19 protein-coding genes and 1 pseudogene are annotated in these 20,963 nt (G+C 47.3%); 16 read left to right on the forward strand and 4 right to left on the reverse strand.

Annotation, left to right across the window (positions count from 1 at the left end):
• The first annotated feature begins 3 nt into the window (after positions 1-3).
• The gene (locus OQ477_RS16140; protein WP_265973167.1) at positions 4-408 is read left to right on the forward strand and encodes a YugN-like family protein; all 405 of its coding nucleotides are present in this window, start codon (positions 4-6) and stop codon (positions 406-408) included.
• Here the strand turns inward: OQ477_RS16140 and OQ477_RS16145 are convergent.
• Positions 405-1,391 carry a potassium channel family protein gene (locus OQ477_RS16145; protein ID WP_007408644.1) on the reverse strand — a complete coding sequence of 329 codons (987 nt, stop codon included), beginning with the start codon at positions 1,389-1,391 and terminating at the stop codon, positions 405-407. The two genes, OQ477_RS16140 and OQ477_RS16145, sit on opposite strands and share 4 nt — an antisense overlap.
• The gene (locus OQ477_RS16150; protein WP_015418086.1) at positions 1,388-1,642 is read right to left on the reverse strand and encodes an Atypical membrane-integrating protein; all 255 of its coding nucleotides are present in this window, start codon (positions 1,640-1,642) and stop codon (positions 1,388-1,390) included. The genes OQ477_RS16145 and OQ477_RS16150 overlap by 4 nt, the downstream gene beginning before the upstream one ends.
• A 132-nt stretch (positions 1,643-1,774) precedes the next feature.
• Between OQ477_RS16150 and OQ477_RS16155 the strand changes: the two genes are divergently transcribed.
• From OQ477_RS16155 to OQ477_RS16185, 7 genes are all read left to right on the forward strand, one after another.
• On the forward strand, positions 1,775-2,038 hold the full coding sequence (locus tag OQ477_RS16155) for a hypothetical protein (protein WP_015418085.1): 264 nt from the start codon (positions 1,775-1,777) through the stop codon (positions 2,036-2,038).
• A gap of 46 nt (positions 2,039-2,084) precedes the next feature.
• Entirely contained in the window at positions 2,085-2,762 is a 678-nt protein-coding gene (locus tag OQ477_RS16160) for a zinc metallopeptidase (protein WP_003152125.1), read from the forward strand.
• A gap of 42 nt (positions 2,763-2,804) precedes the next feature.
• Positions 2,805-4,094, forward strand: a complete 1,290-nt coding sequence (locus tag OQ477_RS16165; RefSeq protein ID WP_038459629.1) for a hemolysin family protein — start codon at positions 2,805-2,807, stop codon at positions 4,092-4,094.
• Positions 4,095-4,183: 89 nt separating this feature from the next.
• Positions 4,184-5,842, forward strand: a complete 1,659-nt coding sequence (locus OQ477_RS16170) for a glycoside hydrolase family 13 protein (RefSeq protein WP_265973171.1) — start codon at positions 4,184-4,186, stop codon at positions 5,840-5,842.
• 121 nt (positions 5,843-5,963) lie between these two features.
• Complete coding sequence (locus OQ477_RS16175) at positions 5,964-6,386, forward strand: secondary thiamine-phosphate synthase enzyme YjbQ (RefSeq protein ID WP_017419405.1); 423 nt, start codon at positions 5,964-5,966, stop codon at positions 6,384-6,386.
• Positions 6,379-7,410 carry an NAD(P)H-dependent flavin oxidoreductase gene (locus tag OQ477_RS16180; protein WP_265973173.1) on the forward strand — a complete coding sequence of 344 codons (1,032 nt, stop codon included), beginning with the start codon at positions 6,379-6,381 and terminating at the stop codon, positions 7,408-7,410. The genes OQ477_RS16175 and OQ477_RS16180 overlap by 8 nt, the downstream gene beginning before the upstream one ends.
• A gap of 25 nt (positions 7,411-7,435) precedes the next feature.
• A complete protein-coding gene (locus tag OQ477_RS16185; protein WP_007408636.1) occupies positions 7,436-7,687 on the forward strand; it encodes a hypothetical protein in 252 nt (83 codons plus the stop codon).
• Between the two features lie 17 nt (positions 7,688-7,704).
• Here OQ477_RS16185 and OQ477_RS16190 read toward each other — a convergent pair whose 3' ends face one another.
• On the reverse strand, positions 7,705-8,442 hold the full coding sequence (locus tag OQ477_RS16190; RefSeq protein WP_007408635.1) for a protein-glutamine gamma-glutamyltransferase: 738 nt from the start codon (positions 8,440-8,442) through the stop codon (positions 7,705-7,707).
• A gap of 143 nt (positions 8,443-8,585) precedes the next feature.
• Here OQ477_RS16190 and OQ477_RS21080 point away from each other — a divergent pair.
• From OQ477_RS21080 to OQ477_RS16215, 6 genes and pseudogenes are all read left to right on the forward strand, one after another.
• Positions 8,586-9,626 (forward strand): annotated as a pseudogene (locus OQ477_RS21080) (cache domain-containing protein); the annotation flags it as partial.
• 117 nt (positions 9,627-9,743) lie between these two features.
• Positions 9,744-10,571 (forward strand): methyl-accepting chemotaxis protein, encoded by an 828-nt coding sequence (locus OQ477_RS21085; RefSeq protein ID WP_370530897.1) that lies wholly within the window; start codon positions 9,744-9,746, stop codon positions 10,569-10,571.
• A gap of 183 nt (positions 10,572-10,754) precedes the next feature.
• Entirely contained in the window at positions 10,755-12,743 is a 1,989-nt protein-coding gene (locus tag OQ477_RS16200; protein ID WP_045208719.1) for a methyl-accepting chemotaxis protein, read from the forward strand.
• Positions 12,744-12,870: 127 nt separating this feature from the next.
• Positions 12,871-14,856 carry a methyl-accepting chemotaxis protein gene (locus tag OQ477_RS16205; protein ID WP_265973177.1) on the forward strand — a complete coding sequence of 662 codons (1,986 nt, stop codon included), beginning with the start codon at positions 12,871-12,873 and terminating at the stop codon, positions 14,854-14,856.
• 115 nt (positions 14,857-14,971) lie between these two features.
• Complete coding sequence (locus OQ477_RS16210; RefSeq protein WP_265973179.1) at positions 14,972-16,978, forward strand: methyl-accepting chemotaxis protein; 2,007 nt, start codon at positions 14,972-14,974, stop codon at positions 16,976-16,978.
• A 65-nt stretch (positions 16,979-17,043) separates the two neighbouring features.
• Positions 17,044-17,568, forward strand: coding sequence for a type 1 glutamine amidotransferase domain-containing protein (locus OQ477_RS16215; RefSeq protein ID WP_265973235.1), 525 nt, complete (start codon positions 17,044-17,046; stop codon positions 17,566-17,568).
• 31 nt (positions 17,569-17,599) lie between these two features.
• Here OQ477_RS16215 and OQ477_RS16220 read toward each other — a convergent pair whose 3' ends face one another.
• Complete coding sequence (locus OQ477_RS16220) at positions 17,600-18,586, reverse strand: Gfo/Idh/MocA family protein (protein WP_265973181.1); 987 nt, start codon at positions 18,584-18,586, stop codon at positions 17,600-17,602.
• Positions 18,587-18,765: 179 nt separating this feature from the next.
• On the opposite strand from OQ477_RS16220, the gene OQ477_RS16225 reads away from it, so the two are divergent.
• Together OQ477_RS16225 and OQ477_RS16230 are read left to right on the forward strand one after the other, a co-directional pair.
• Positions 18,766-19,926 (forward strand): AI-2E family transporter, encoded by a 1,161-nt coding sequence (locus OQ477_RS16225; RefSeq protein ID WP_007613339.1) that lies wholly within the window; start codon positions 18,766-18,768, stop codon positions 19,924-19,926.
• 91 nt (positions 19,927-20,017) lie between these two features.
• On the forward strand, positions 20,018-20,848 hold the full coding sequence (locus OQ477_RS16230) for an undecaprenyl-diphosphate phosphatase (RefSeq protein WP_045209168.1): 831 nt from the start codon (positions 20,018-20,020) through the stop codon (positions 20,846-20,848).
• The last annotated feature ends 115 nt before the right edge of the window (positions 20,849-20,963 follow it).

The following is a 20,963-nucleotide window of genomic DNA, read 5'->3' on the forward strand; positions in this document are numbered from 1 at the left end:
CACATGATCAGCATACCATCTTCACTTGAGGGGCAATCTTTTTTACTCCGCGAATTGGAACAGGTGCTGAAATCGATCGGTTATACCATCGGAGGCGGCTGGGAGTATGACCGCGGGTTCTTTGATTACAAAATTTCCGATCAGGACGGCTATGTATTTCTCCGTATCCCTGTTGAAGCAAATAAGGGACACCTGGATGAACGAGGGGCCGCCGTTACAATCGGCACACCCTTTTTGCTGAGGCACGTCTATCAGCAGGAAACGGATGATCACGCAGGCGGCGGTGTTTTTGAGTCATTATTCAACCAATTCTCCGAGCCGAAACGGCGGGATGCGGCAATTGACCGCTCATATACAGATATCGGCATCTCGCTTGTGAAAGAGCTGGAAGACGTCCTGCTGCATTAAAGAGCCAAAAACAGATCAGTATCGAGCACCTGGTATGACAGGGGAGGGGTCAGCATCGGCCCCTCTTCTTTTTGTATGCCGATGATCGTGGTATTCCGTTTAAGATAATAGAGCGCACAGTCATGATAAGATGAACCCTTTAATTCCTCGGGGACGGGAATGATGCGCACCTTTTTCTCCAGCGTCAGATCTGACAGCGTTTGCGGTTTGGCAAGCTGCAGCTTGACCCGGTAATGCTCAAACATCACCCGGCTCGACAGCCGTGATGTGCACAGGATCTTATTGGCTCCTGCGCGCTCGGCGTTTTTGACATACCGTTCCGTTAAAATTTCCACGATACAATAAACGGACGGGTGCAGCCCTTTGATGGCGAGAAGCGTTAATACCGACAGCATATCAGCTTCGGATTCATTTTTCTGCTGATCCGCTGTCAGAATGACGGTATCGGCTTCCGTAATATTCGCTTTATTGAGCGTGCTGTCATCAGCGGCATGTCCGCGGATGAAATGGACGTTTTCAATAAGCGGCCCTTCCCTTAATGAATCATCAATCAGGACGACAGTTTTTGACGGCGCGATGTGCTGCAGTTCTTTCAGCAGCATATGCGATTTTTCATTCCATCCGATAAGAATGACGTGCCCCTTGCCTTTAAAGGCGACCTTGCCTTCGACATAGCGGTGCTGTTTGCTGAACACGGCTGAAGAAAGCGTGGCGAAATAGGCGGTCACAAAACTCGCTCCGCTTAATACAAGCACCATACCGGCAATCTGCCCGAGCGGCGTCTGGGGAACGTAATCGCCGTAGCCGACTGTGGCCACCGTAATCACCGCCCACCAAACCCCTTCAAACACAGACGTGAATTGCTTCGGTTCGAGCATGTAAATGAGTTGGCCGAACAATAAAATCAAGGCGATAATGATCAGCCCGATCCGAACATATAACGGCCATCTCAGCCAGGAAATAAATAAACGGTTTGATTTCATTCGTCCGGCTCTTCTTTCGACAGAGAGATGGATAAAATCTGCTTAATAATGGTGTTTAGTTTTTCGTCCAGCTGTTCCTGGCCGTATGAGTCACGCGCATGTCTGATTAAATCGGCCGTCTCATCTTCAAACTGAATGAGAGGTTCATCGTTTTCCGCTTCATTATAGAGCTGGATGAAGGCGTCAAGCCCTTCGTTCATTCTGTCTATCGCATTGCTCAGCTGTTCTTTCTCGCCATTTGTCACTTTCATGTCGATCACACCTGTATCTTTTTTTATACAGTATGTCCCAGTTCGTTTGATGTCTTTCAAAAATCGCCGAAAACATATTCACCCTTATTTTTTCATATGATAAAGAAAGCGGACCGAAAAAGGGTGAGTCAAATGACAGTCATTCAAAAACTGCTGGCGGCGCTGGCCGGAGCGCAGCTGCTCGCTTCGGCGGCCGTATTGCTTATTTTCGATTTGAATGGATACAATCATATGTCCGGCGGATTTTCATGGCTTGTTTTTGCAAAAGAGACCGCAGGCACGTTTCCGTTTTACATCGGATTGGCCGGGTGTATCCTCATCATGCTCGGAGGATTGATTCCTGTCAGAAAAAAGAAGCGGATTTCTGTACAGGAAAGCGGACAATCATTAAAATAATATATAAGCAGATCGTACGATATAAGAGAAAAAGGAAGAGGATAATATGCTGTTTATCTTTTTAACAATTGCTGCATTGGGATTGTCGTTTTGGGCACAATTTAAAGTGAAAAGCAATTTTCAGAAATACTCAGACGTGGAAGCTTCCAGTCAGCGGACGGGGGCGGAAACGGCAAGACGGATTCTTGATATTAACGGTTTATATGATGTGCCGGTAGAACCGGTAAGAGGCACTTTAACAGACCATTACGACCCGACGGAGCGGGTGGTGCGTTTATCTGAGCCGGTATATTACGGCCGCTCCATTTCCGCCATTTCCGTCGCTTCCCATGAAGTCGGACATGCTTTGCAGCATCAGGAATCATACGGCGCGCTTGTGCTGAGGCACAAAATTTTTCCGGTCGTCAATTTTGCCTCCGGGGTTGCCCCTCTGCTTTTCTTGGGCGGGATGCTCCTGGGCAGCTTGAACTTAATCGGACTCGGCATTATTTTGTTTTCGGCCGCTGTTTTTTTCCAGCTTGTCACACTGCCTGTCGAGTTTAATGCCAGCGCGAGGGCGAAGCGGATTATCGTGTCGGAAGGATTCATTCGCAACAGTGAAGAACACGGCGTGAATAAAGTGCTGAACGCCGCCGCGCTGACGTATGTGGCTGCGGCGCTCGTTTCATTATTCGAGCTGCTTCGTTTTGTGATGATTTTCTTAAATGGTCGTGATGAGAATTAACACGAAGGAGGTGGCCCCTTACCGTTTGCGGTAGGGGTTTTTTTGCTTATATTAAAACTGGTTCTCATTATGCTGTTAATCGGATTAACGGCCATCTTTGTCGCTGCGGAATTTGCGATTGTCAAAATCCGCGGTTCAAAAATCGCGGAGCTGGTTGAAACCGGAGACAGCCGGGCGCTCGCGGCGCACAGGGTAATTTCAAATCTCGATGAATATTTATCAGCGTGCCAGCTTGGCATTACGATTACGGCGCTCGGACTCGGCTGGCTCGGTGAACCGACGATTCAGCGGCTTCTTCATCCTGTTTTCAGCCTGATCGGAATGCCGTCATCTATTACGCACGTCGTCACGTTTATTGCGGCGTTTATCGCCGTCACGTATCTGCATGTCGTCATCGGAGAGCTTGCGCCGAAAACGATATCCATTCAAAAAGCCGAAGCCGTCAGTCTGTGGACGGCGAAACCGCTCATTCTGTTTTATAAAGTGATGTATCCGTTTATTAAGCTGTTAAACGGCTCAGCCGGATTTTTGGTCAAGCTGTTCGGTTTTCATTCGGTGAAAGAACATGAGGTCGTGGTCAGTGAAGAAGAATTGCGGCTGATTTTGTCCGAGAGCTATAAAAAAGGTCAAATCAATCAATCTGAATTCCGTTACGTCAATAAGATATTTGAATTCGATAACCGGGTCGCCAGAGAAATCATGGTGCCGCGCACCGAAATCGCCGCCATCTCGCTTGAACAGTCAGTTGATGAAGCCATACATTTGATCATCAACGAACGGTATACGCGATATCCGGTTATTAAGGAAGACAAAGATCACATTCTCGGCATTATTAACAATAAGGATTTATTTAAAGCGTATTTTCTCGGCCGCTCCATTGAATTAAAAGAAATTATGCGTCCGGTCATCAGAGTCATTGAAAGCATCCCCGTTCAGGAGCTTTTGATACGGATGCAGAAGGAGCGGATTCATATGGCGATTCTCGTTGACGAATACGGCGGCACGGCGGGACTTGTGACCGTCGAAGACATATTGGAGGAAATCGTCGGGGAAATCCGTGATGAATATGACCAGGATGAAATGCCCCACATCGTCAAAAAAGGCGAACACCACTATGTGATGGACGGCAAGGCGCTCATAGAAGAGGTGAATGATCTCCTCGATATCGCCATCGAAAATGAAGACATTGACACGATTGCCGGCTGGCTCTTAACACAAAAAATGGAGCTGAAAAATGGTGATGTGTTTCATGCCGAAGGGTGTGAATTTAAGGTGCTGGAAGCGGAAGACCATCATATCCGCTTCGTTGAAATTAAAAAAACTGATTTCTGAGCCTCCTGCTTTTGCAATGAGGCTTTTTTTATGGAAAAAATGCTTCTTCGTCCCGCTCCTTCATATGATGTAAAGAAAGGAGTGTCGGTATGAAAACGGATTGGTGGAAAACGGCGGCCGTCTATCAAATTTATCCCCGAAGCTTTATGGATTCGAACGGGGACGGAATCGGCGACATGAACGGCATCAGAGCAAAGCTTCATTACATAAAAGAGTTGGGGGCGGATGTGATCTGGCTTTGTCCCGTTTTTGACTCGCCGGGCGCGGACAACGGCTACGATATTCGGAATTATAAACAAATTGCCGGCGAATTCGGGACGATGGAGGATTTTGACCGGCTCCTTGCGGATGTCCATGCGCTCGGCATGAAGCTGATTATAGACCTCGTCATCAACCATACAAGCGATGAGCACCCTTGGTTTATCGAATCACGCTCAGCGAAAGATTCCGAAAAACGGGACTGGTACATCTGGAGAGACGGAAAAAACGGCAAAGAGCCGAACAATTGGGAAAGCATTTTCGGCGGATCGGCGTGGGAATATGATCAAGAGACCGGCCAGTATTACCTGCACCTGTTTGACAAAAAACAGCCTGATTTAAATTGGGAAAACGAAGCGATGAGGCAGTCCGTTTATGAGATGGTCCGCTGGTGGCTTGATAAAGGCATAGACGGCTTCCGGGTGGATGCCATTTCTCACATTAAGAAAAAAGAAGGGCTCCCTGACATGCCGAATCCGGACGGTCTCCCGTACGTCCCGTCTTTCCCGTATCATATGAATGGGGAAGGCATAATGGATCTCTTAAAAGAGCTGAAACGGGAAACATTTTCGCGCTATCCGATCATGACGGTCGGCGAGGCGAACGGAGTGGCGGCTTGGGAGGCGGCTGATTGGGCTGGTGAAGAAAACGGCGTCTTTCAAATGATTTTTCAATTTGAACATCTCGGCCTCTGGGATACGGGAGATGATCAAAGCATCTCCATTCCGGCGCTTAAGCGCGTCTTGTCCGGCTGGCAGAACAGTCTTGAAGGAAAGGGCTGGAACGCGTTGTTTATGGAGAACCACGATCAGCCCCGTTCCGTCTCGGTATGGGGTGACGAACGGTTTTTGACAGAAAGCGCCAAGGCACTCGCCGCGATGTATATGCTGATGAAAGGCACGCCGTTTATTTACCAGGGGCAGGAGCTCGGAATGACCAATGTTTCGTTTCCATCCATTGAAGATTATGATGACGCCGCAATGAAATATCTGTATGAAAAAGAGACGTCCCGCGGCGTTCCGCATGAAAAAGTGATGAAGATCATCTGGAAGAAGGGCCGGGATAATTCACGGACACCGATGCAATGGAGCGGTGAGGCGAACGGCGGGTTTTCTGATGCTTCTCCGTGGCTCGGAGTGAATCCGAACCACACATGGCTGAATGCTGCATCACAAATGCAGGATGAAACATCCGTATACCATTTCTACAAACGGCTGCTCGCCCTCAGAAAAGAACACGGCGTATTGATCAGCGGCACATACGAATTGCTGCTTCCGAATGACCGGCAGATTTATGCCTATCTAAGAAAAAACGGAACAAAAACCGCCCTGATCATCACAAATCTGTCTCGAACCCCCGCTTTATACAGACATCCCGGTTATCCGCTTGACTCCGATTCTCTCGTGCTTGCAAACGCGGAAACAGAAGCGCATCGCCATGTGACATCCTTTCTTTTAAAGCCTTATGAGGCCCGCGTATATATATGGTGAAAAACTTCAGTCCCGAGGCTGAAGTTTTTTGTGATCTGCGTTTATCATCGCGATCCGACAGGAAAAGACAAATACAGAAACGAATATGGGAAAGGAAGAGAAAAAGAAAGGAGGCATTTATATGCTGAAAAAATTGCAGATCCAAACAAACAGACGGGATGAAATGATCGACATCACACATGAAGCTGAAGCGTTTCTCCGCAAAACAGGCGTAAAAAACGGTTTGGCGCTCATATACTGTCCCCATACAACCGCCGGCATTACCATAAATGAAAATGCCGATCCGGATGTGAAGAGGGATATGCTCAGAAGGTTTGATGAAATGTATCCGTGGGAGCACGAACTGGACCGGCATATGGAGGGAAATACGGCGGCACATATGAAAGCGAGTACAACCGGCGCCTCCCAGCATGTCATCATAGAAGACGGGCGCCTGATACTCGGAACATGGCAGGGCGTTTATTTTTGCGAATTTGACGGTCCGCGAAACAGAACCTGTTATATCAAAATACAGGCTGAAACGGAGGAAAACACAAATGAGTGAGTGGATGAGTGCATTATCATTAACAAAGCCCGTCATTCAGGCGCCGATGGCCGGCGGGCTGGTCACGCCGCGTCTGGCTTCGGCGGTATCAAATGAAGGGGCGCTCGGAAGCCTCGCTTCAGGATACGTCAGCCCGCAAGCGCTTGAAAAACAGCTTATCGAGATGAAAGACCTGACGGACCGCTCCTTTCAAGTAAATCTTTTCGTCCCGGAGGAAAGACAGATGCCTGAGGCGGAACTGGTTGAAAAATGGAAAGCCCGCATCCCAAGGGCAAAAGACGCCAAGCCGTTCTCTGATCTGAAAGAAGAATGGAATGATTTCGAGGAAAAAGCGGAGCTTCTGATCCGTTACGGAGTCAAAGCGTGTTCATTCACCTTCGGCCTGCCGCCGGAAGAAACGGCGGAAAAGCTGAAGAAAAGCGGTTGTTTCCTTTTCGGCACGGCGACAACGCCGGAGGAAGCGAAGGCCTTTGAAGAACGGGGGATGGACGCCGTTATTCTTCAGGGAATAGAAGCCGGCGGACATCGGGGGTCGTTTCTGCCGGTTAAAGGAGAACCGGCTCTCGGCCTTATGGCGCTGATTCCGCAGGCTAAAGACGCGCTGAATATCCCGGTGATTGCGGCAGGCGGCATTTTTGACCGCCGCGGCGTGCAGGCGGCCCGATGTTTGGGTGCGGACGGCGTTCAAGTAGGAACACCGTTTCTCCTTTGTGAAGAAAGCAGCGCCTCACCGGCATATCAAAAAGCCATTACCGAATCAAAAGGAGCCGACACGCGGCTGACCACCCTGTTTTCGGGAAAACAGGCGCGGGGAATCGTGAATCAGTTCATGAAAACATATGAAGCTGACGAGGGAAAAACGCTGCCTTATCCGCTGCATAATACGCTGACAAAGCCGATGCGCGGGCACGCGGCTCAATCAGGAGACGCGGAGTATATGTCTTTATGGGCCGGCCAGTCCGCCGCGAAACTTGAAGGGCCGACAGACGTGAAAACCGTTTTGGACAGATTGTGCGAATCATAATCCAGAAATCGTGAGGTGATGGATGATGAAGATTCTTCAAATGTCCTATAAAAAAAGAGGGACTATTGAGTTTGTCTTTGAAGATTTTCCGCATTCCAAAGTCACCATGGCACCGATTAAAGGGTATTACTTTGTCCGCGCCATTAAATGGAGCAGACGGGACAGAGCCGTCACCCGACATGATTTAGAGAAGTTTGAATGGGCTGCAAACCAAGCGCTCGGCACGACGGCTTTTTACCGGAAAAGAAAAGCATTCCGCATCCCATCGTCACAATGACAGACGATGGGATTGTTTTAATGCATGATCTGATAAAGCGCGGGTGCATCAAGCCTTGTTGCCTGGTTAAGCAGATAAGCCGGCTGCACGGCATTTTTTTTTCTTAAAGAATTCAATCTCTGGATGATTTGTTCAGCGGTCAGAATCCCGAGACCGTGGGCGAAATATTGATCATTCCCCATCACAATGACATTCTCTCCCCGCCACTGAGCCTTTGCAGGATTAAAATCAGGATTTTTAAAATATAAACAATCTCCCCGTAAAAAGTGGCTGCCGGTTTCCGTGTAGATCGGCAGATGCTCATAGTGCCAGTCATACAAAGTGATATCCCGGAAACGCCGGTTAAACCGTTCTTCACCGATTGTCTTTAAGACGGCCAGATAATAAATCACAACAATGGCGGTAGCGCATTCAAATGCGTAAAACGCCCCATTTTCAATAATGTCCCGAATCGCTTTTGAAGCGGGGATTCTGTACTTCAGCTCCAAGGCTCCTTCCGGCGTCACTCTCCAATAAGCCGTATTTCCGTATGTTTTGGCGAAAGTTGCAAATTTCACACCTGATCCGTGCAGTTCTCTTGCGGCTTCCACAATATGGCGGCGCAGCCGCACCTCGAACATCAGTTCAGCAATCGACCCGTAATCGAATTGTACGGGAGAATTGAGCAGTTCATTTATATACGGAACAAGGCTTTCTTCCGTCTGCCAGTTCGCGATGTCCTGAGGCCGAAGCACTTGGCCGGATATGATAATCATCTGCGCGCCCCCCTTCTCTTTTTTTATAAGATATGCAGGAAGCTTGGGCAATGAAAATCAAGTCATAAAAAAGGAGGAAATGTTAACAAAATGTGAAGACTGAGCCGATATATAAGGTATCACACTTGAGGGAGCAGCTTAATATGAAAAAATTCATCAATTGGTGCACAAAGGCATCGATTTCACGTAAATTAATCATTTCATTTATCGTGATCTTAATCATACCGATTCTCGTGTTAGAATTCAGTTCATACCATACGGCGAGCAATTCGCTGGATGATCAGATTTCAGGCAACGCGAAAAATAACATCGAATCTTTTAACACAACGATTACAAATGATATCGGCGCAAAAGCAAAGGCGATTGAATTTTTCAGTGAAACGTTAAAAGGTTCATCCTTCTCAAAGAAAAACATGTCTGCTCTTGAAGAAAAGTTCGGGCAATACACGTCTATTCATAAGGACGTAGCCCGCATTTACGGAGGAACGGAAGACGGCAGCTACGCACAGGCGCCGAAGGAGAATACTCCGGCCGATTACGATCCGAGAACACGCACTTGGTATAAAGACGCTGTGAAGGCTGGCGGCACGCTCGTTGTCACCGACCCTTACACCGCGGCAAGCGACGGCAGCATGGTCGTCACCGTGGCAAAGCAGATGCAGGACGGAACAGGCGTAGTGGCCATGGATATTACGATTGACCAGCTGCTGAAGCAGATGCAGGGAATCAAAATCGGGCAAAAAGGCTTCGTGTTTATCACGTCCAAAAATAAAACCTATGTCGCGCATAAAGATCACAAACCGGGCGATAAAGTTTCAACCCCGTGGCTGAATGAGGTATACAGCAAAGACAGCGGCATTATTTCATACAAGCTCGATGATCAAAATAAAAAAATGGCGTTTACGACAAATAAACTGACCGGATGGAAAATAGAGGGGAGCATGGAGCTCAACGAAATTAAAGACGCCTCACAACCGGTGCTGACGATGGGAATGATCGTCCTTGCAGCATCCATTATCATCGGGGGAATTTTAATTCTGTTGATTGTCAGATCCATTACGTCACCGCTGAAACGGCTTGTCCGCTCTTCTAAACAAATCAGCGGCGGAGACTTGACTGAAACCATTGATATCCGCTCGAAAGATGAATTGGGCGAACTCGGCGCGAGCTTTAATGAAATGGGAGAATCTCTGCGCGGACTGATCAGCGCGATCCAAAACTCTGTCGACAACGTGGCCGCGTCATCGGAAGAGCTGACCGCTTCAGCTTCGCAGACAAGCAAAGCGACGGAACATATTACAATGGCGATTGAGCAGTTTTCAAACGGAAACGAAGAGCAAAGCGAAAAAGTCGATTCAAGCTCAGCCAAGCTGAATCATATAAATGACGGACTCGCCGCCGTTTCCCGCACATCATCATCCATTACGGAAGCATCTAAACAATCGAAGGAAGCTGCCGGCACCGGAGAAGAATATGTGCAGCAAACCGTCGGGCAGATGAATCTCATCAATCAATCGGTCCAGCAGGCGGAAGCGGTTGTAAAAGGCCTTGAGGCCAAATCAAAAGACATCACTCATATTTTAAGAGTCATCAACGGTATTGCCGATCAGACAAACCTGCTTGCTTTAAATGCAGCCATTGAAGCGGCAAGAGCCGGTGAATACGGGCGGGGCTTCTCAGTGGTAGCCGAAGAAGTGCGCAAGCTTGCCGTCCAATCCGCCGGTTCAGCCAAAGAGATTGAAAAACTCATTCAGGAAATCACGGCTGAAATTAATACATCGCTTCACATGTTCACATCCGTTAATGAAGAAGTTCAATCCGGACTTGCCGTAACGGACCGCACGAAAGAAAGCTTCCAGAATATCTTCGGCATGACAAACGATATTGCCGAGAAGCTTCAATCGATGAACGGCACGGTTGAACAGCTGTCGGACAGCTCTCAGCACGTTTCAGCCGCGGTGACCGATATTGCGGACGTATCACGGGAAAGCGCAGCAAGCATTCAGGATATTGCCGCATCCGCAGAAGAACAGCTTGCATCAATGGAAGAAATCAGCACATCCGCCGATACTTTGGCGCAAATGGCCGAAGAACTGCGGGAATTAACGAAACAATTTAAAATCAACTAGTAAAAAAGGACGCTTTCCGGATGGAAGGCGTCTTTTTTATAGTGACATCCGGATAATTAAATAAAAAGTCTTGCATGCAAAGGGAGTACATAGAACTATTTTTCATTTATGACTTAATTTTCAATGTAATAAAAAGGGAGTTGGCCGATATAAACAGTAAATGATTGAAAGAGGTTTACAAAATTGAAAAAAACAGCAAAAAAAATCGCCAGAAAATCAATAGCAAAAAAACTTATCATTTCATTTTTACTGATCTTAATTATTCCGGTAGCAGTATTGGCTGCCGGCGCCTACCGTTCGGCGGCTTCATCCGTTGAAAAGCAAATGATGGAAAGCGCCGAAGGAAATGTGCAAATCTTAAACAATATGATTGATGACCGGATCGGAATGTTTACAAAAAGCTCAGCATATTTCAGCGAATGGGCGACAAGCGCCAAATTCAAAGAAAAAAACCAAACGGAAATGCAAGAAAGGTTCAAGCAGTTTATTGAAAGCAATGATAAAGCGTCCGCCGTATTTTCAAGCAGCAAGGAAGGAACGTTTACCCGTTATCCGCATGCCGATATGCCGGCCGATTTCAATCCGCTTGAAAGAAGCTGGTATCAGGAAGCCATGGAGAATAAAGGCCAAACCATCATCACAGACCCTTATGAGTCCATCTCAAACAAAAAGATGGTCGTCACTATGGCCCGCGCGGCGCAAGACGGATCAGGCGTCGTCGCCATTGATATAAAAATCGACGATCTCATCACGATGACAAAAGAAGTGAACATCGGAAAAGAAGGATACGCCTTTATCCTCAGCAAAAATAAAAAAGCCGTTGCCTACAGTGATGAAAAAGCCGGCTCGGCGGTATCGGGAAAATGGGTTGATACATTATACAGCGGGCAAAAAGGCGACTATGAATATACGCTGAACGGGAAAGCGAAAAAAATGGCGTACGTGACCAATGAAGCGACGGGCTGGAAGATCAGCGGAACCATGTCCGTGGATGAAATCAAGGATGCGGCAAGACCGGTTCTGACTCTGGCCGTTATCATATTGGCGATAGCCATTGCCGCAGGGATGATTTTCATTTATTTTGTCATCCGCTCAATTACCAAACCGTTAAAACGTCTCGTAGCTTCAGCGGAAAAAATCAGCAGCGGAGATCTGACGGAAACCATTGATGTCAGCTCTCAAGATGAGCTCGGCGTACTCGGTAAAAGTTTTAATCATATGACAGATTCACTCCGTTCGCTTATTCAGGGAATTCAGGACTCTGTTGAACACGTCGCTTCTTCCTCAGAGGAGCTGACGGCTTCGGCTGAGCAGACGAGCAAAGCAACGGAACATATCACCCTTGCGATTGAACAGTTTTCTAATGGAACGGAAGACCAAAGTGAGAGTATTGATAAAGCGACAGCCCAAGTGAATGAGATGAAAGACGGGCTCAGCGATCTGGCGGAAGCGGCAGCCGTGGTGACGGAAACGTCAATTGAATCGGCGGAGATATCCGGCGCCGGTGAGCGGCTTGTCAAGAAAACAGCCGGCCAGATGGGCGCCATTGACCAATCCGTAAGTAAAGCGGAGCAAGTCGTACAAGGGCTTGAACTCAAATCGCAGGACATCACCAGCATTTTGCGCGTCATTAACGGCATTGCCGATCAAACGAATCTCCTTGCTTTAAATGCAGCCATTGAAGCGGCAAGAGCGGGAGAATACGGACGCGGTTTTTCAGTCGTTGCGGAAGAAGTGAGAAAGCTTGCCGTCCAATCTGCCGATTCAGCGAAAGAAATCGAATCCTTAATTCATGAAATCGTCAAAGAAATTCATACTTCGCTCGGAATGCTGGAATCCGTCAATCACGAGGTGAAAAGCGGACTTCAGTTAACGGACGAAACGGAAAAAAGCTTCCGGGACATTTCCGTTAAAACAAATCAGATTGCCGGTGAACTGCAAAATATGAATGCAACCGTGGAACAGCTTTCTGCCGGATCTCAGGAAGTATCAAACGCTTCAGAGGATATCGCGGCCGTCTCCAGACAAAGCGCGGCCGGCATTCAGGATATCGCGGCTTCAGCTGAAGAGCAGCTTGCGTCCATGGAGGAGATCAGTTCCTCCGCCGTCACGCTGGAAAAAATGGCGGAAGAATTACGCGAACTGACAAAGCGTTTTAAGATAAACTCTTAATTAAGTCTAAAAGACTAATTTAACAATAGGTAAAAAGTATGTTTCGTTATATTTCTTCTTTTTGGATGTGTATATTTACCCATAATTGCCGATATGAAGGGTAAACACGCAAGAGGAGATATAGCAGATGAAAAAAATTGTTCAAATCATCAAGCAGAGATCGCTTACAAGAAAACTGCTCATTTCTTTTTTGGCCATTCTCATTCTTCCTATTTCAACGCTGGCTTTTATCGCCTATCAATCGGCGGTAAGCACGCTTGACAGGCAGATGATGGGAAGCGCACTAGATAATGTGCAGCAGATTAACGATATGATCAACACAAGCATCAGCCAAAAGGAAGACGGAACGGCATATTTCAGCGACTGGCTCACAAAGGATCGGTACAAGCCGAAAAACCAATCGCAAATTACCGATAAATTCACAGAGTACATGAAGATCAATAAAGACGTGGAATCCATCTATACGAGTGACACGGAAGGACATTTCACACGGTATCCGGATCTGCAGATGCCTAAAGGATATAATCCGATTGAAAGAGACTGGTATAAAAAGGCCGTGGAAAATAAGGGGAAAGTTGTTGTAACAGATCCTTACCGCACGGCTTCCACCAATACGATGGTCGTGACAGTCGTTCAGCAGACGAAAGACGGCTCAGGAGTCGTCGCCATCAATATGAAAATCGATGAGCTTCTGAAAACGACAAAGAAAGTGAACATCGGAAAATCCGGCTACGCTTTTATCCTGACGAAAGACAAAAAAGTGGTCGCCCATCCGAACCGCACGTCAGGCACAGTATTAAACGGGGAGTGGGCTGAACGGCTGTTCACCAGCAAAAAAGGTGATTTTCAATACAAATACGACGGCCAGGAAAAGAAAATGGCTTATGATACAAACGGGCTGACAGGCTGGAAGATTACCGGAACGATGTATCTGGACGAAATTCATGAAGCGGCCCTGCCGATCCTTCATCTGTCCCTGCTCGTTCTCGTATTAGCGATTGTCATCGGAACCATTGTCATGGTGCTGATTATCCGTTCAATCACAAAACCGCTCAAGCAGCTTGTGACATCATCGAAACAGATCAGTGAAGGCGATTTAACAGAAACGATCGAGATTCAGTCAAAAGATGAATTAGGCGAGCTTGGCAAAAGCTTTAACAATATGGCCGCTTCGCTAAGGTCTCTCATCCATGCCATCCAGGATTCCGTGAATAACGTCGCATCTTCCTCAGAGGAGCTGACGGCTTCAGCGGAGCAGACAAGCAAGGCAACCGAACATATCACACTGGCGATCGAACAATTTTCTAACGGAAATGAAAGCCAAAGTGAAAATATTGAAAGCGCGGCGGAACATATTTACCAAATGAACAGCGGGCTTAAAGATATGGCGAAAGCATCTGCCGTCATTACCGAATCCTCCGCCACATCAGCGGAAGTCGCCAATTCAGGCGGAAAGCTCGTCCACCAGACGGTCGGCCAAATGAACGTCATTGACCGGTCAGTGAAAGAAGCTGAACAAGTGGTGCGCGGACTTGAAACAAAATCAAAAGACATTACAAACATTCTCCGTGTCATTAACGGAATCGCTGATCAGACAAACCTTCTTGCGCTGAACGCGGCAATTGAAGCCGCGCGTGCGGGTGAATACGGCCGGGGCTTCTCAGTCGTCGCCGAAGAGGTCAGAAAACTTGCGGTCCAGTCTGCCGATTCAGCGAAAGAAATCGAAAGCTTAATTATAGAAATCGTCAACGAAATCAATACATCTCTCGGCATGTTCCAATCCGTCAACAAAGAGGTGGAGAGCGGACTGGATATTACGAATCAGACCGAAACGAGCTTCAAACGGATTTCTGAAATGACGAACCAGATCGCCGGAGAAATTCAAAATATGAATGCGACGGTAGAACAGCTGACAGCAGGATCTCAGCAGATTTCAGGAGCTTCGGAGCAAATCGCGTCCATCGCAAAAGAAAGCTCCGCCAGCATTCAGGATATCGCGGCCTCCGCCGAAGAACAGCTGGCTTCAATGGAAGAAATCAGTTCGTCTTCGGAAACGTTATCTCAAATGGCGGAAGAATTACGTGATATGACGAAACGATTTAAAATAGATTAATAGGTCATAGAACACCCAAATGTGCTGTTTGGGTGTTTTTTTTAGTTTTTTTAATAAATCTTTTGTCCTATCTGACGATATTAGATTTAGCTTTTCAAAGAAGGAGACTGAAAAAATGAAACAACTGATACATTGGATCAAACAGCCATCCATCAGCAAGCCGCTGATCGCGGCATTTTTAGCCGTATTGGTGCTTCCGGTCGGCATACTCGCCTACTTCAGCTACCAAACGGCGGGGAGTACATTAGAAAGCGAACTGACCCACAGCGCCCAGGGAAATGTCAGCGAACTGAACAGCGTGCTGGAAAACATGCTCGAAGGCAAGCTGAAAGCGATTGACTACTACAGCGAATCAATCACTAAGGAAAAACTGAACACAAAAAATAAATCAGTACTGCTCGACAATATGAAGCAGTATGTCACCGTAAATGACGATGTCGCGTCAATTTACGCCGCGTCTCGCGACAAAGCGTTCGTGAAATATCCGTCCGTTGATATGCCGTCCGATTATAATCCGCTCACGCGCGAGTGGTATACCAAAGCGGTTGAAAAAAGCGGACAGCCGGTGTTTACCGAGCCTTATAAAGACGCTGCAACCGGACAGACGGTCGTTACGATTGCCCAGCAGACAAAAGACGGATCAGGCGTTGTGGCGCTTGATATTAATCTGGGCGACCTGCTGAACGCTTCCGAACGCGTCCAGATCGGTCATAAAGGATTTGCCTTCATTACAACGGGAGATAAAAAATACATCGCCCATCCGACTATAAAAGCGGGAACGGAAGGCTCCGGAGAGTGGACGAAAGAAGTGTTTTCCAAATCAAGCGGATCGTTTGAATACATGTTTGAAGGACAGCAGAAGAAAATGGCCTTCACGACAAACAAACTGACGGGCTGGAAAATCGCCGGCACATTTTTTGTCAGTGAGATCCATGACGCAGCCTCGCCTGTCATGAAAATGGCGCTGATCATCCTGGCGGTTTCTCTTATCGTCGGCGGTATTTTAATCTTTTTTATCATTCGCTCGATTGCAAAACCGCTCAAAAAACTTGTTTCGACATCAGCTAAAATCAGTGACGGCGATTTAACGGAAGTCATTGATATCAAGTCAAAAAATGAATTCGGGCAGCTCAGCCAAAGCTTCAATGAGATGTCGGCCTCACTCCGTTCTGTCATCGGCGTCATCCAATCATCCGTCGAACATGTCGCTTCTTCATCCGAAGAGCTGACGGCATCCGCCGGACAGACAAGCAAGGCGACAGAGCATATTACACTGGCGATTGAACAATTCTCAAACGGAAACGAATCACAAAGTGAGAAATTAGAAGAAAGTGCTGATCATCTTTCCCAAATGAATGCCGGCATTGCCGAGACGGCGAATGTATCGGCGGAAATCACTGAATCCGCCATCCAAACCTCTGAAACGGCCGGAAGCGGAGAAGAATTAGTGGCGAAAACGGTAGGCCAGATGAAAACAATTGATCGTTCCGTACAGCAGGCGGAAGCGGTCGTAAAAGGGCTGGAAACGAAGTCGCACGACATTAAGAGCATTCTCAACGTCATTAACGGCATTGCCGATCAAACAAATCTGCTTGCCTTAAACGCTGCCATTGAAGCGGCCAGAGCAGGCGAATACGGGCGGGGCTTCTCCGTCGTTGCGGAAGAAGTGAGGAAGCTTGCCGTACAATCAGCCGGCTCCGCGAAGGAAATCGAAACGCTGATTCAGGAAATCGTCAAAGAAATCGCCACATCGCTTTCCGTATTCCAAGCGGTGAATCAAGATGTGAAGGAAGGCCTCGATATTACGGATCAAACGGCCGAAAGCTTCAAAAAAATCTCAGAAATGACGACTCAGATTTCAGGCGCCTTGCAGCATATGAACGGAACGCTTGAGAAGCTTGCAGCCGGGTCACAAAATGTGACAAACGCGGTGGAGGACATTACCTCAGTCGCCAAAGAAGGGTCCGCCGGCATTCAAGACATCGCCGCCTCAGCTGAAGAGCAGCTGGCCTCCATGGAAGAAATCAGTTCATCCGCCGAAACGCTTGCGCATATGGCTGAAGAACTGCAGCAGGTCACACGGAAATTTACGATTCAGTCTGAAGACGAAGAACAGCTGTAGCGAGCTGTTTCTTTTCCTCATCTGAAAAAAGCGATACACTAGTATAAAAGAAGGGAGTGGCAGTGATGAGATTAGAAGGCAAAAAAGTCATAGCGCTTGTCAGTGACGATTTTGAAGACTTAGAGCTTTGGTATCCCGTCTACCGGCTGAGAGAGGAAGGCGCGATCGTTCATTTAATAGGAGAAGAAGCGGGCCGTTCATACAAAGGAAAATACGGCGTGCCCGCGACAGCGGATTACGATTTTAAGAGCCTGATTGTTCAGGAGTATGACGCCGTGCTCGTGCCTGGCGGCTGGGCTCCTGACAAACTGCGAAGATACCCCGAAGTTTTGGAGATCATCCGTACGATGAACGAGCAGAAAAAGCCGATCGGCCAGATCTGTCATGCGGGCTGGGTGCTCATATCTGCCGGAATTCTCACAGGAAAAAAAGTAACGAGCACGCCCGGCATCAAAGACGACATGACAAATGCAGGGGCACAGTGGCTGGATGAAGCAGTCGTAACTGACGGCCACATTGTATCAAGCCGCCGCCCGCCCGACCTTCCGCAGTATGCAAAAGCGTTTGCTGACCTGTTAGCGTCCAAATAAAAAACATCCGCCCGAATCCGGGCGGATGTTTTTAGTTTTGATCGGCGGGAAAGACAATTCCGATTTGTTTTCTCGCTTCTTCCATAATGCTTGCCGTAATGAAAGAACGTTCAAATGTATTTTCGGAAGACTCCCGCTGTCCGTTTCGAAGAAGATTGATGAATTCAGCCGTTTCGTAGTACATCGACGGTTTCAGATCAGGGACTGAAATGTCTTCCGTCCGGCCGTCACGATAGCGGATTTCCGCCCGTTCCGGTCCGTGAATGCTGTCCAGCACGATCGTGCCGTCCTCACCCTGAATTTCCGCCGGGGCAAACGAATTTGAGATTTTCGAATGCATCAGCACCGCTTCAAATCCGTCGTATGACAGAATGACCGTGCCTTCGCCGTCAACGCCGGATGCTAGTTTATGACCGGTCGCAATGACGTTTTTCGGTTTGCCGAACAGGACGACGGCCGGATAAATGCAGTACACGCCGATGTCCATTAACGAACCGTTCGATAATTCAGGCTTAAACGCGTTTAGCACCGTACCGTTCTTATATGCATCATATCGTGATGAATATTGGCAGTAGCTTGCCGTGAATCTCCTGACGGGTCCGATTTTATGTAAGTGGTTTTGAAGCATGCTGAAGTTCGGCAGGAACGTTGTTTTCATGGCTTCCATCAAGAGAACGCCGTTCGTTTTGGCTGCGTGAATCATTTCATCCGTTTCCCTTGCGTTAGACGCAAACGGTTTTTCGCACAGTACATGCTTGCCGTGTTCCATAAAAAGGACCGCCTGCTCTTTGTGAAATGCATTCGGGCTGGCGAGATACACCGCGTCATAGGCTTCGCTTTCCGCCATTTCTTTCAGGCTGGTGAAATAATGAGAAGCGCCGTGTTTGCCGGCGAATTCCGCCGCACGTTCCTCAGTTCTGGAATAAACCGCCGTTAATTGAAAATCATCAATAGCAGAAGCTGCCTCCAGAAATCGTTCTGTAATCCAATTCGTTCCGACTGCTGCAAATCGAATCATTGCTATCGCTCCTTCTATGTATTGGCTTACATTATAGCTTTTTTTCTGAGAAACATAAATGGAAAAAAGGCTGGCAGCTAAAGAGATAGGAAAAATTCCCATAGAGACCGGTTATTATTTTTCATTACAGGAACGATAGTGTACAATTTAAGTAAAATACATATGATGGAGGAACAATAGTGGAAACATTGCAAACATGGGGCGGCAGATTTAAACAGTTTTTCTTAGACAATAAATTTGTCTTGTTTTTGCTTGTATTGCTGCTCATCGGTCTCAATATCCTTGTCTTTATGAAGACATCATTTATTTTCACACCCATTATCGTCCTGCTCAAAACGATTGCGCTCCCCGTCATTTTGACAGGAATCGTTTATTATCTGCTTAATCCGATCGTAGATATATTGGAAAAAATAAGAGTGAAAAGAGTCTATTCCATCCTGCTCCTTTACCTCATTATTATAGGGCTGATTACGATTACGGTCGTTTCAATTATTCCGTTTTTAAAGGAACAGATCATGAGCCTGATCGACAATCTGCCGAAATATGTGGATATTGTTGAAGATCAGACGAAAAGCCTGATCGGAAGCGATTTTGTAAATCAGGCGCAAAAGACGATGAATATCAACATTTCCGATCTTGCTAATAAAGTATCGGCGCAGGCGGCGACAATTGCAAACAGCACATTTACCGGGGTCGGGAATTTTATCGGCGCGCTGACGGAAGTAATTATTTCAATTGTGACCGTGCCGTTTATTCTGTTCTATTTGCTGAAAGACGGCAAAAAACTGCCAATCTATATCTTAAAGTTTGTGCCCACCCGTCTGAAAGAACAAACGTATACGATGCTTAGTGAAATGAACCACAGATTAAGCTCCTATATCAGAGGACAGGTCATCGTCAGCTTCTGCATCGGGTTTTTATTATTTATCGGCTATCTGATTATCGGACTTGATTATGCTTCCCTGCTTGCGGTCATTGCCGCTTGTACGAGCGTTGTTCCGTATTTAGGGCCGACCATTGCCATCACGCCGGCGATTATTATCGCGTTGGTCACTTCGCCCCTTATGCTGCTGAAGCTTGCGATTGTCTGGACCGTTGTCCAGCTCGTGGAAGGGAAATTAATTTCTCCGCAGATCATGGGGAAAAATCTTCACATTCACCCGATTACCATCATCTTTGTTCTTTTAACCGCCGGAAAGCTGTTCGGGGTTGTCGGCATTATTTTAGCCATCCCGGGGTATGCGGTCATCAAAGTGGTCACGACCCATCTGTTTGATTGGTTCAAAATGCGTTCGCATTTATATGAAGAAGAAAAAAATGATGCTGTATCGAAGTCATAAAATCGGAACGGACATGATATTTATTATAAGACAGGCTTTCCTTCAGGGGAGAGCTTCTCTTTTGTAAATGATGAATGAAGGGAAGAATGGGATGACACTATGGGAGATGTTCACAGCAGCCGTTTTGGGAATCGTGGAAGGGCTGACGGAGTACGCGCCGGTTTCTTCCACGGGACATATGATCATAGCGGATGACATCTGGCTGAAATCCGGAAGCCTGATGAATCCAGAAGCCGCCAATTCCTTCAAAGTGGTGATTCAGCTCGGTTCGATTCTGGCGGTGGCCATTGTGTTTAAGGATCGGATATTACATTTACTCGGCCTCAAAAAAAACGTCACGCGCGATCAGCAGAAGGGATACAGGCTGACCATCGCGCAAATCGCCGTCGGTCTTGTTCCGGCAGCGGTGCTCGGCTTTTTATTTGAGGATTTCATTGACCGCTATTTATTCTCCGTCAGAACGGTCGCTTACGGATTAATTGCCGGAGCCGTGCTTATGCTTGTAGCGGACTGGATCAATAAAAGGAAAGAAACGATCGATACGGTGGACAGAATCACCTACAAACAGGCTTTCTGTGTCGGATTATTCCAGTGTCTCGCTTTATGGCCCGGATTTTCCCGCTCAGGCTCAACGATTGCCGGAGGTGTCATTGTCGGCTTGAATCACCGGGCAGCCGCAGACTTCACATTTATTATGGCTATTCCGATTATGGCGGGCGCAAGCCTTCTGAAGCTGGTGAAATACTGGAGCAGTCTTTCTTATGACATGATTCCGTTTTTTCTTGTCGGCTTTATCTGCGCCTTTGTCGTCGCCCTCTTAGTCGTCAAGTTTTTTCTTCGGCTCATCAATCGGATTAAGCTTGTCCCGTTCGCCATTTACCGTGTCATCCTCGGCATCATTTTAATCATGCTCGTGCGATAAACGAAGAGGCCCCTAGAGGGTCTTCTTTTTATGTTCGAAAAACGTCTCAGGAAAATATGAGCAAACTGAATTTTCTGCTTGAAATTCATAGAAGACTCGTCTATAATAAAACATG

Source organism: Bacillus sp. ChL18, from assembly GCF_026241425.1.
Lineage (GTDB): Bacteria > Bacillota > Bacilli > Bacillales > Bacillaceae > Bacillus > Bacillus velezensis.

Excerpts from the sequence above, each read along its gene's own strand:
- OQ477_RS16205 (WP_265973177.1), top strand. The coding sequence starts at position 12,871 with ATGAAAAAAATTGTTCAAATCATCAAGCAGAGATCGCTTACAAGAAAA.
- OQ477_RS16145 (WP_007408644.1), bottom strand. The coding sequence starts at position 1,391 with ATGAAATCAAACCGTTTATTTATTTCCTGGCTGAGATGGCCGTTATAT.
- OQ477_RS16220 (WP_265973181.1), bottom strand. The coding sequence starts at position 18,586 with ATGATTCGATTTGCAGCAGTCGGAACGAATTGGATTACAGAACGATTT.
- OQ477_RS16160 (WP_003152125.1), top strand. The coding sequence starts at position 2,085 with ATGCTGTTTATCTTTTTAACAATTGCTGCATTGGGATTGTCGTTTTGG.
- OQ477_RS16150 (WP_015418086.1), bottom strand. The coding sequence starts at position 1,642 with ATGAAAGTGACAAATGGCGAGAAAGAACAGCTGAGCAATGCGATAGAC.
- OQ477_RS16170 (WP_265973171.1), top strand. The coding sequence starts at position 4,184 with ATGAAAACGGATTGGTGGAAAACGGCGGCCGTCTATCAAATTTATCCC.
- OQ477_RS16155 (WP_015418085.1), top strand. The coding sequence starts at position 1,775 with ATGACAGTCATTCAAAAACTGCTGGCGGCGCTGGCCGGAGCGCAGCTG.
- OQ477_RS16210 (WP_265973179.1), top strand. The coding sequence starts at position 14,972 with ATGAAACAACTGATACATTGGATCAAACAGCCATCCATCAGCAAGCCG.
- OQ477_RS16230 (WP_045209168.1), top strand. The coding sequence starts at position 20,018 with ATGACACTATGGGAGATGTTCACAGCAGCCGTTTTGGGAATCGTGGAA.
- OQ477_RS16190 (WP_007408635.1), bottom strand. The coding sequence starts at position 8,442 with ATGATTATCATATCCGGCCAAGTGCTTCGGCCTCAGGACATCGCGAAC.
- OQ477_RS16180 (WP_265973173.1), top strand. The coding sequence starts at position 6,379 with ATGAGTGAGTGGATGAGTGCATTATCATTAACAAAGCCCGTCATTCAG.
- OQ477_RS16175 (WP_017419405.1), top strand. The coding sequence starts at position 5,964 with ATGCTGAAAAAATTGCAGATCCAAACAAACAGACGGGATGAAATGATC.
- OQ477_RS16140 (WP_265973167.1), top strand. The coding sequence starts at position 4 with ATGATCAGCATACCATCTTCACTTGAGGGGCAATCTTTTTTACTCCGC.
- OQ477_RS21085 (WP_370530897.1), top strand. The coding sequence starts at position 9,744 with ATGGCGATTGAGCAGTTTTCAAACGGAAACGAAGAGCAAAGCGAAAAA.
- OQ477_RS16185 (WP_007408636.1), top strand. The coding sequence starts at position 7,436 with ATGAAGATTCTTCAAATGTCCTATAAAAAAAGAGGGACTATTGAGTTT.
- OQ477_RS16215 (WP_265973235.1), top strand. The coding sequence starts at position 17,044 with ATGAGATTAGAAGGCAAAAAAGTCATAGCGCTTGTCAGTGACGATTTT.